This window comes from Haloarcula nitratireducens (assembly GCF_019599505.1).
Map to the genome: position 1 here is coordinate 1 of NZ_RKLT01000051.1, position 8,856 is coordinate 8,856.

Annotated in this window: 8 protein-coding genes; 2 read left to right on the top strand and 6 right to left on the bottom strand. The window is 54.8% G+C overall.

What is annotated here, in order from left to right; all coding sequences use genetic code 11:
• Positions 1-120: 120 nt before the first annotated feature.
• From EGH23_RS25895 to EGH23_RS25915, 6 genes are all read right to left on the bottom strand, one after another.
• On the bottom strand, positions 121-813 hold the full coding sequence (locus tag EGH23_RS25895; protein WP_220582870.1) for a helix-turn-helix transcriptional regulator: 693 nt from the start codon (positions 811-813) through the stop codon (positions 121-123).
• 77 nt (positions 814-890) lie between these two features.
• Complete coding sequence (locus EGH23_RS27475) at positions 891-1,088, bottom strand: hypothetical protein (RefSeq protein ID WP_425433287.1); 198 nt, start codon at positions 1,086-1,088, stop codon at positions 891-893.
• Positions 1,089-1,096: 8 nt separating this feature from the next.
• Positions 1,097-1,483, bottom strand: coding sequence for a cupin domain-containing protein (locus EGH23_RS25900; RefSeq protein WP_220582871.1), 387 nt, complete (start codon positions 1,481-1,483; stop codon positions 1,097-1,099).
• Between the two features lie 237 nt (positions 1,484-1,720).
• Positions 1,721-2,122, bottom strand: coding sequence for an FAD-binding domain-containing protein (locus EGH23_RS25905; RefSeq protein ID WP_220582872.1), 402 nt, complete (start codon positions 2,120-2,122; stop codon positions 1,721-1,723).
• Between the two features lie 230 nt (positions 2,123-2,352).
• The gene (locus EGH23_RS25910) at positions 2,353-3,132 is read right to left on the bottom strand and encodes an SAM hydroxide adenosyltransferase (RefSeq protein WP_220582873.1); all 780 of its coding nucleotides are present in this window, start codon (positions 3,130-3,132) and stop codon (positions 2,353-2,355) included.
• An 82-nt stretch (positions 3,133-3,214) separates the two neighbouring features.
• Positions 3,215-6,268, bottom strand: coding sequence for a hybrid sensor histidine kinase/response regulator (locus tag EGH23_RS25915; protein ID WP_220582874.1), 3,054 nt, complete (start codon positions 6,266-6,268; stop codon positions 3,215-3,217).
• A gap of 274 nt (positions 6,269-6,542) precedes the next feature.
• Here EGH23_RS25915 and EGH23_RS25920 point away from each other — a divergent pair, with 274 nt between their 5' ends.
• Both EGH23_RS25920 and EGH23_RS25925 read left to right on the top strand, forming a co-directional pair.
• Entirely contained in the window at positions 6,543-6,902 is a 360-nt protein-coding gene (locus tag EGH23_RS25920) for a DUF6788 family protein (protein ID WP_220582875.1), read from the top strand.
• Between the two features lie 543 nt (positions 6,903-7,445).
• On the top strand, positions 7,446-8,702 hold the full coding sequence (locus tag EGH23_RS25925; protein ID WP_220582876.1) for a Cdc6/Cdc18 family protein: 1,257 nt from the start codon (positions 7,446-7,448) through the stop codon (positions 8,700-8,702).
• Positions 8,703-8,856: the final 154 nt, after the last annotated feature.

An 8,856-nucleotide genomic window follows, 5' to 3' on the forward strand; every position in this document is an offset into this window, starting at 1 on the left:
TTGTGTCGGCTTGTTTCCGTCCACGTTGTCGAGAGCGTCTTGAAGTTCCTTGACGGAGATCTCGTCAAGATGGTCCATTACATCACTCAACGTACTACGGGCGGAAAGTTCTAACGATTACTATAGCTGAGCAGTCTCGGGATCATGGCCACAGATGCCGATACACTCGTCCATGATGTTGAGTCCACACCGATTGTCGTCCGGAAGTGCGTCGTGCAGGTAGAGAGTACAGTTGTCACAAGCGAGCGCTTGCGCGGTCAGCTCGGGATTCCAGTCGACGATCGCCTCGAGAATCGGCGGCGAGTAAATATACTCCATTTCCATGCCATCGAGCACACGCTGGCAAAACACATCGAGGTTCCCCGACTTGTAGATCGTCGTTCCGAGCCCCCGAATCGAATCAGTCGATTCGAGAAGATACGTGACCCGCTCAATCGGCGTGTATGGATAGTTCGGTCCAGGATACGCGACGACAGCATCTTCGAAGTATTCGACTGCAAATCCTTCCATCTCTTGGGGCAGCCACTGCCAAACCTCACGGAGGGTTTCACCGGTTCGCATCCCCTCGCGCAAGGCGAGGAACCGACCACTCACGAACGCTCCCAACGGCGTGAGTTCGTAGGCCGGTCCGTTACGCACGATCCACGAGCGGTCTTCGAAGTCGCGGATAATGCGTCCAATCGTCGGATCAGAGGCCCCAGTCACAGCACGTAGTTCGCGCCGATCATATTGTTCGTCAGTAAGCGCTTCCAATGTCGCGACACGATGTTCTGACCGCGCCAGAAACTCGATTGCCTGAATCGCGGGCCCCATGATAGATATCCTCACACCATCATATATAATCCTTCGTTCGAGCCAAAAACGGGCGATGAGGGTTGAGATGACGGCTCTCAGCAGTCGTACACCCAGAATGTATGTCCCGCTGGACAGTGGACAGTGCTGTGGGATCCATAGGCTGCGACGTACGGACGTACTGTGACGTCGGCTTCTCGATCCGGCCTCGAAATGGTCACAGATCGCTCACAATGCGGGCACGCAACCTCCGTCTCCAGAGCCGGCTCTGGTGACGCTGCAGTGGCTCGTTCCATGTCCTCATTCACTCACTCACTTGTTCAAAGATGTGGTCGATGACTGCAGTGTGCTCGGCTTGTGGACTGAACATGACGATCTCGGAATCGTCGTTCGCTCGAATCGTGTGACCTGGCGGCCAGTAGAAGAGATCCCCCGCCTCGGTGGCCTCTTCGTGTCCGTCTGCATAGCTGGCAGTGAGCGTCCCTGCCAGGACGTAGCCCCAGTGTGGACACTGACAGAGATCATCCTCGAGTCCCTGCAACAGTGGCGTGATATCCGTTCCCGCAGCGAACGTGAAGTACTCGCCACTGAGCTCCCCATATTCGCTTGCGTCACCGAACCCTATCTGCTGACGGGCGACAGCGTCTGGTGTGTCAATTCTGACCGGGACGTCTTGTTTATCTTGCTTCATCGTAGTCACCTCTCACTAAGAGGGCGACCAGATGGCTGTAGGTCACTTCAGTCTTAAGCCGGCCACACAGCTTCATCAGTAGTACCCTGTCGATCGATTGGTCAGCTGTCTGGTCTCTCTTAGTAGTCTAGTCGACGGCGCCAGGGGAAGTGTACTTATCTAGTGAAGATTTTCACTAGGTGAATATTTTCTGTCCCGTCTCTCCGAGTACAGCATCCAAATTCAGTCTTCAGCTGATTACTTGTCGAACTGGGAAAGTGCGGCTTGAGAAGCTGATGCCTGTGTATTGCCATCGTCAGTAGCCAGTGACGGTTCATTGAGTGCTTCCTCGACCATGCGCTGACTCTTCGGCGACAGAGAGGCTCGCCGGAAGACCTCGGGATCGCTAAATGCCGCTTCGGACTCCGCGCGAAGGTCGCCGAACGTTTCGAGTACCTCCTGACGTTCCTGCTCATAGTCGACGACCGGATACGGATACGTCTCACCAATTGTGACATCCAACTCATTTTGGAGATGAAGCGGTAGCCGCTCGGGCCGATCGAGATGGTTCGAGGGGACTGCTTCGAGTTCGGGCACCCATCGCTTGATGAACGTGCCCTCCGGATCGTTGTCTCGGACCCGTTTCCGGGGATTGTACACGCGGAGTGCGCCGATACCTTTGAGACCGCTCTGACTCTGCTACTGTGTGTAATTGATCGCCGGATCGGCGTCGATCAGATGATAGTACATGTAGTCGGCACCGATCAGCCAGGGTTGCTTGATTCGTCGATGGCACCGATCTCCTTTCAGTCTGGATCGAGCGCAGTATTGAGGCAACCGGCCTTGTCCTCTCTATCGTCGAGAAGGCCTCGCTCAATCCCGATATTGACCTATGAGGGCTGAAACTGAATCGAATCGCCCGGCTGTGGGTGGTCGAATGCGGCCGCCGCAGACCCGCCACGCAAAAAGAGTTCCGCGTAGGGATCCGAACCACCGGCCGAGCCGGGGATAAAGCCGAGCTCGCCTTCGGCGACGTCGGCCACCCCCTCGCCAATAGTGACTGTTTTCGTTTCGGCATTGATACTGAGCGTGGGCCTCTCACTGTACTGGTCGAGTGAGGAGGCCCGAATCGAGGTCTTGATATTGCCGTACCCATCGACGTGACAAACCGTTTGGTCTGGGACCGACGGGATCGTTTGGGGCGATCGGGCTGGGCCAAGCGACTGTCGGTTCCCGTTCGCGAGTTCCACAACTCGAGTCGGGAAGACGTCCCGTGACCGAAACTGTCCCCCAGTCGCTGGGAGCTCGATCACGCGATACTCCTGAATCCGATCTCTGACGAATGAGAGATTGTAGCCGGCGTCGACGGCAACGACAGGAACACCATTCTCCAACTCCAGGTAACAGAGATCGCCGCCTTCATCGGCCTGGTCCGGTGTGGTTGCTTCCGTTCGCGGGGCGGTATTCGAGTACACGAGAAGCTCGTCAAACACTGGATTGTGCAACGCAAGTTGTGCGATCCAAAAGCCGGTCGCGACCGTCGAAAACGGGGGTACTGCAGTCGTCTGGACGTCGATGGTTTGATCTTCGTATTTCAGCCGGTGGACGACCTCCGAGAAGGCCGGATCTGACTGCCCGTAGTCCGCGATGAGATGGATGAATGCGCTCATATGGGATCTCCGTCTAACTACAGTCTCAAGTGAGGAGAACGTACTGGTCGGATTGCTCCCAAGGCTAAACCCGTGCAGGAGGTCAAACCGAAAGGGACGTCAACTCGACCTGTGCGCCGCCGGCGTCGCTTTCGGTAATCGTCATCTCCCACCCGTGGGCCTCGACGACCTGTTTGACGATACGCAATCCAAAGCCAGTTCCAGTATCCGATGTCGAATAGCCAGCCTCGAACACCGCATCACGTTCGGCTGGTGGGATACCCGGGCCGTCGTCCGCCACATAGAACCCGTCTCTAAGATCACCGATAGTCACCGTCACATCGTCACCACCGTGTTCGACTGCATTCCGGATAAGATTTTCCAGCAGTTGCTTCAGCTGGCCTTCGTCGGCCCGAATGATCTGTTCAGTGTTCGGCTGGAGTGTTGCGTCTGCGGTGTCGACGTTCTGCCAGCAGTTCGTGGCGAGTGTCGAGAGTTCGAGTACTGCCAGTTCCTGTACACGGTTGCCCTCGCGGGCAAGCGTCAGAAGATTCTCGATCAAGGCGTCCATCCGACTAAGCGCGCGCTCGATTGCATCCAGATGCTCACTCTCACACTCCTCCTGTACAAGTTTGAGCCGTCCCTCCGCCACCTGCAGTGGATTCTGCAGATCGTGTGAGACGACACTGGCGAACTCCTCCAAGCGGTCGTTCTGGCGGGTCAGTTCCTGCTCGCGTTCCCGCAACTGTTCGGTCTGTTCAACCTGTCCGAGTGCCGTGGCGACGTTGCTCGCCAGAATCTCACCGAGCACAATATCGTGCTGGGCAAACGCTTCAGACTCGTCTGAGCAAGCAATCAAGATGCCACGCTCCCCAAGTGGGAGGTGATACTCACTCTGAACTGGCGAGTCCAGATTGTAGATATCTGGGTCCTCGTGAACATCGTCGAGGGCGAGCGCCTCACCGCTCTCGTAGACACGCCAAGCGATACTGTCCCCGCCTGTGAACGTCGGCGGGTCACCAACGAGCTCCTGCCCGGCAGCACTCGCTGCGACGGGCACGAGCGCAGCCCGCTCGTCATCGTAAAGATGGATTGCGTTCGCATCCATCCCCAGAATATTGCGAGCCGCTTGGACACCAATCTCGGCCACCGCCTCACGTGTGTCGGCGGCCATCAGTTCACGTGTCGTTTCGTTGAGTGCCGCAAGGCGGTCTTCGCGCGTCTTCTGTGCAGTAATGTCGCGGTACACCCAGAGATGTCCAGCTTCTTCCGGCAGTTCGATCGGATGATAGCTCCACGAAAACGTCCGGCCATCTTGCAGTGCCACCTCGTCGTTGCGAACCGGACCACACTCGGCCACCAGATGGTCGATCTGCTCGACGAACCCATCTGGATCGACGACCATGTCGCTGACCTCCTCCACCAGTCGGGTACAGTCGGCGCCACGAAGTTCGTCTGGCGTCCCCGGAAAGTCGAACAGATCGACCAGTTGTTCGTTAATCGCGACGACGTTTCTCTCCTCGTCTTCTGCAATGACACCGATGGGAAGCGTCTCGAACAGCGTGGATAGCAGTGCGTTCGTCCGTTCGAGCACCCGCTCGTATTCCTTCTGTTCGGTCACCTCGCGATCGGAGATAATAAGCGAGACGACCTCTCCATCGTCGTTTGTCACTGGTCGGAAGACGCCCTCGACTGTGTATGGCTCACCGGTCGGTCGAACGAGATCGGTCTCGAATTCGACGTATTCACCATCCATAGCTCGGTCCACCCACGTCTTGACTTCCTCTTGGAGAGAAGCAGAATGATCGAACCATGCAGTCTCCCAGAACGGCATACCAATCACGTCCTCATGGAGCATCTCGACGTAGTCCATCGCGGTCTCGTTGATATCGAGAACGGTGCCATCCGTATCGATTAGGCCAACGAGGATATTCGGATCGTGAAAAATCGCCTGATATTGCCGTTCTGCCCGCTGGAGTTCGAGTTCACGTTCCTTGTGGTCAGTAACGTCGCGAGCGATGCCGAGTACCTGTCGAGCATCCCTATCATCCCCCTCTTCGATAAAGACAGTATCCCGAATCCAGTTGACGCTTCCCAGTTCGGGATCCGTTCGATATTCGAGTTCACCGCGGTCACGGTCGCCAGCAGTAAGCTGCCGGTAAAAGCGAATGAATTCGTCGCGATCATCTGGATGGACGACCTGTGTGAGATGCTCCGTCCACGTCGGTGCGTCCCCCGATTCGAGATCGAAAAAGTCGCTGTACGCACCGTGACGAACGACTTCGTCAGTAGCACAGTCGATCTCGAAGATGATCGAATCAGTCTCTGCTAGTGCGAGTTGCATGCGCTCGCGGGTTTGTTCGAGCTCACACTCTCGCTGTCTGCGGTCGGTGATATCGGTAGCAATCCCCAGAACAGCCTGTTTGTCGGTGTCTACGATGTCATACGGCAGTAACCGTGACTCATACACATGTCTCTCGCCATCAGCGTCGGGAACATCGAGTGCAGCAATGCGGGTCGCAGTCCCTGTTTCCACTACGTCCGCGATGGCGTCTCGAAGTTGCTTGGCTGCCGGTCCATCGAGCACGTCAGTTACGTGGGTGCCCTCGAGCTCGTCGACAGATAGATCGTGGATTGCCGCCTGTGTCTCGTTGGCGAGCAGCAGCTGGCCCTCTTCGTCGACGACGTACAAGGGATGGGGAAGCGAATCGACGATCTCTCGCAGTCGTGTTTCGCTCCGTTCGACCAGCTGTCGTGACCGGTAATGCCCGACGGCGTTGGTAATCCGATTAGCCAGTACTGCATACTGGTCGGTGCCGCCTTCCTTCTGCAGGTAGTCGGTCACGCCGGCCGAAATCGCCTCGCTAGCCACTTCCTCGGATCCCTTTCCCGTGAATAGGATGAACGGAAGGTCTGGATCGTCTTCGCGAACGGTTTCGAGAAACTCGATGCCGGTCTGTCCGGGCATATCGTAGTCGGATACGAGACAGTCAAAGCTGCCATGCGCAAGTCGTTCCAATCCGTCGCGTACAGTGGCTGCCGACTCGACAATGAGGCGGTCGTCCGTCCGTTCAAGGAACTCGCTCGTTAGCTCGGCGAAGTCCGGTTCGTCATCGATATGGAGAACGCGTATAGTATCCGAAAATCCGGTGCTCATTATAGTAAAATAACATAAGCGAAGGAATAACGGTTCGGGTGTGACTATCAGAATTGAAAATTAAAAACGGGCACAGGAAGTATGGTTCACACAAGGCACAAGGCGAAAACCAGCTTTAGCCACGGAATGAACTGAAATCAAAAGAGCAACCCACGCTATAGTGGCAGACGAGAGTCTTTGTTGGGTAGTAGTTCTGTTGCGTAGTACAGACACCAGACTACCAAATGGGCTAACCAACAACTCCAAGCATATACGGACCGTTGTTGGTTAGCAGATGAGCAACTACTCCCATACCGAGGCGGCATTTGCACAGCTCCAAGAAGTAGACAGGACGTCGTTGGATGAGTCGGCGGCCACAGCCTACGACCAGGCAGTCGATCACCTCCAAATCCTTCTCGACGAACTCGACACAGCAACCACGGACGACCAACCGACCGACGTCGAGACACCAGATGACTGGGGCGACGATGAGTGGGAAGAGCAACTCCAAGCAGCGCGTGAGAAAGCAGCACTCCCGTCAACCAAGGGAACGCTCACAACGAAGACCATCGACGATCGTGACTACTACTATCTCCAGTGGCGAGACGGTGAGACCGTCAGGAGTCAATACGTGGGACCGGTTGACCCAGCCTGAACTGATACTACCAGTTTCTCAGCGACACACCACCGTTTCCGAAGTAAACCAGGCATAGAAAGAGTATCCAGCAAGATATCCGCGTTTGAGTGTGCCGAGAGATATACACAGAACAGTCTGGAACCCTCCACCGTTTCCGGAGCTTTCGAAGAGGGTTTCAAGAGACCACCCTCACACCACTGTTTCCGAAGCTATCCACCAAATGGGAAGAGTGTCCATCAGAGAAGGCAGCAAGAAGTGCCGGAGACTTCACAGAACAAGACACATCAATTGACTTGATCTCTAGCTGCTAGATACTATTTTGCTAGTGCGGGTTTGGTTTATCTGCGTTAGTGATAAACGTTTCCCTCTAGACAAAATACTAAACAATCACTCGATACCTGTTCCTTCGATAGCTTCGGAAACGATGGAGTGAGTGTGTTATAAAAACAAGCTAGCTTAGGAAACGGTGGATCGCGTATGCTTAAATATCATCGAGCTTCGGACGCTTCGGAAGCTACGGAAGGGGTGGTTTTATGAGGACGCACAATGTGCCCATCTTACATGGGGATGTTCGAGCGGGATCAGCAAGTGTTCGCAGATGCGGAACCTCTCGATGACTCATATGAACCCGAGGACATCCGCGAGCGAGATGACGAACTCGAAAAATATCAACGAGCGCTCCAACCCATCATCGATAATAGGCCGACATCCAATATTTTCCTCTATGGCAAAACAGGGACCGGGAAGACAGTTGCAACGAAGTTCATGCTTTCTCACCTCGAGACTGATGCAGCGGAATACGATGACGTAGATCTCTCGACACTCTGGGTCAGTTGTGAAAATCTCTCGTCGTCGTATCAAGTTGCCGTTGCACTGGTGAATGAACTCCGGAGAGACCAAGGAAAAGATCGAATCAGCACCACTGGGTACTCTCAACAACGAGTGTTCAATCTTCTCTATGAGGAATTAGATCGACTTGGGGGGACCGTCATAATTGTCCTCGACGAAATCGACAATATTGGGCATTCTGATGACATTCTCTATGGTCTTCCCCGAGCTCGTTCCAATAATTACGTCGAAGATGCCCGTCCAGTAATCATTGGGATCAGTAATGACTTCCAATTTCGTGAGAACCTCTCGCCAAAAGTTAAGGATACTCTAGCAGAGAAAGAGATCCTCTTTCCCCCATACGATGCAAACCAACTCCGTTCAATTCTCAACCCGCGTGCCGAGAAGGCATTCCACGACGGTGTGCTAGAGGGCGATGTTGTCCCGTTGTGTGCTGCCTTCGCAGCCCAGGACACTGGCTCTGCTCGACAGGCCATTCGCCTGCTTCGAGAAGCCGGTGAAATCGCACAAGCAGAAGATGCTGAGTGCGTGACAGAGGACTACGTCCGGAATGCACAGGATGAGTTAGAGAAAAACCAGCTCTACGAAGGGATGCAAGAACTTACAACACAGGGCCACGCCGTTCTCTGTGCGCTTGCCTATCATCAGTCCCTGGATGAAGTACCAATTCGGTCGCGTGATCTCTATCATCGGTATGTGAAAATTTGTGACCGGCTCGATGCTGATAGTGTGAGTGAACGACGAGTCCGTGACCATTTGTCAGATATGAATATGTTAGGCTTGATTAGTGTCTATGAACGCAATGAGGGACTCTCTGCGGGTCGATATCATGAATACGAGCTTGATGTCCCGTTAAAAGCGGTTCTTGATGTCCTCCAATCGACAAACCGTTTTGAAGAAGTCGCGGGAATCATCCAGTCAACGGCAGAAGATAACAACCTGCTTCAAGCCGATCTCTCTGCCTACTGAATTTTAATCCGAGACTCCACATACTGTGGTGACATCCTCCGCGCCGTGAACGGCGCGGCTTCCCTGCATGGGAATACCGGCTAACCACCGGTAGTGGGTTCCGACCCGACCTCTCCGAGCGTCATCTGCCGTGGGTGGCTCTGCTCGGTGGGGG

Bases quoted from the DNA above. Each gene is read 5' to 3' on its own strand.
- EGH23_RS25910 (WP_220582873.1), bottom strand. From the start codon at position 3,132: ATGAGCGCATTCATCCATCTCATCGCGGACTACGGGCAGTCAGATCCG.
- EGH23_RS25895 (WP_220582870.1), bottom strand. From the start codon at position 813: ATGGGGCCCGCGATTCAGGCAATCGAGTTTCTGGCGCGGTCAGAACAT.
- EGH23_RS25920 (WP_220582875.1), top strand. From the start codon at position 6,543: ATGAGCAACTACTCCCATACCGAGGCGGCATTTGCACAGCTCCAAGAA.
- EGH23_RS25915 (WP_220582874.1), bottom strand. From the start codon at position 6,268: ATGAGCACCGGATTTTCGGATACTATACGCGTTCTCCATATCGATGAC.
- EGH23_RS25900 (WP_220582871.1), bottom strand. From the start codon at position 1,483: ATGAAGCAAGATAAACAAGACGTCCCGGTCAGAATTGACACACCAGAC.
- EGH23_RS25925 (WP_220582876.1), top strand. From the start codon at position 7,446: ATGGGGATGTTCGAGCGGGATCAGCAAGTGTTCGCAGATGCGGAACCT.
- EGH23_RS27475 (WP_425433287.1), bottom strand. From the start codon at position 1,088: ATGGAACGAGCCACTGCAGCGTCACCAGAGCCGGCTCTGGAGACGGAG.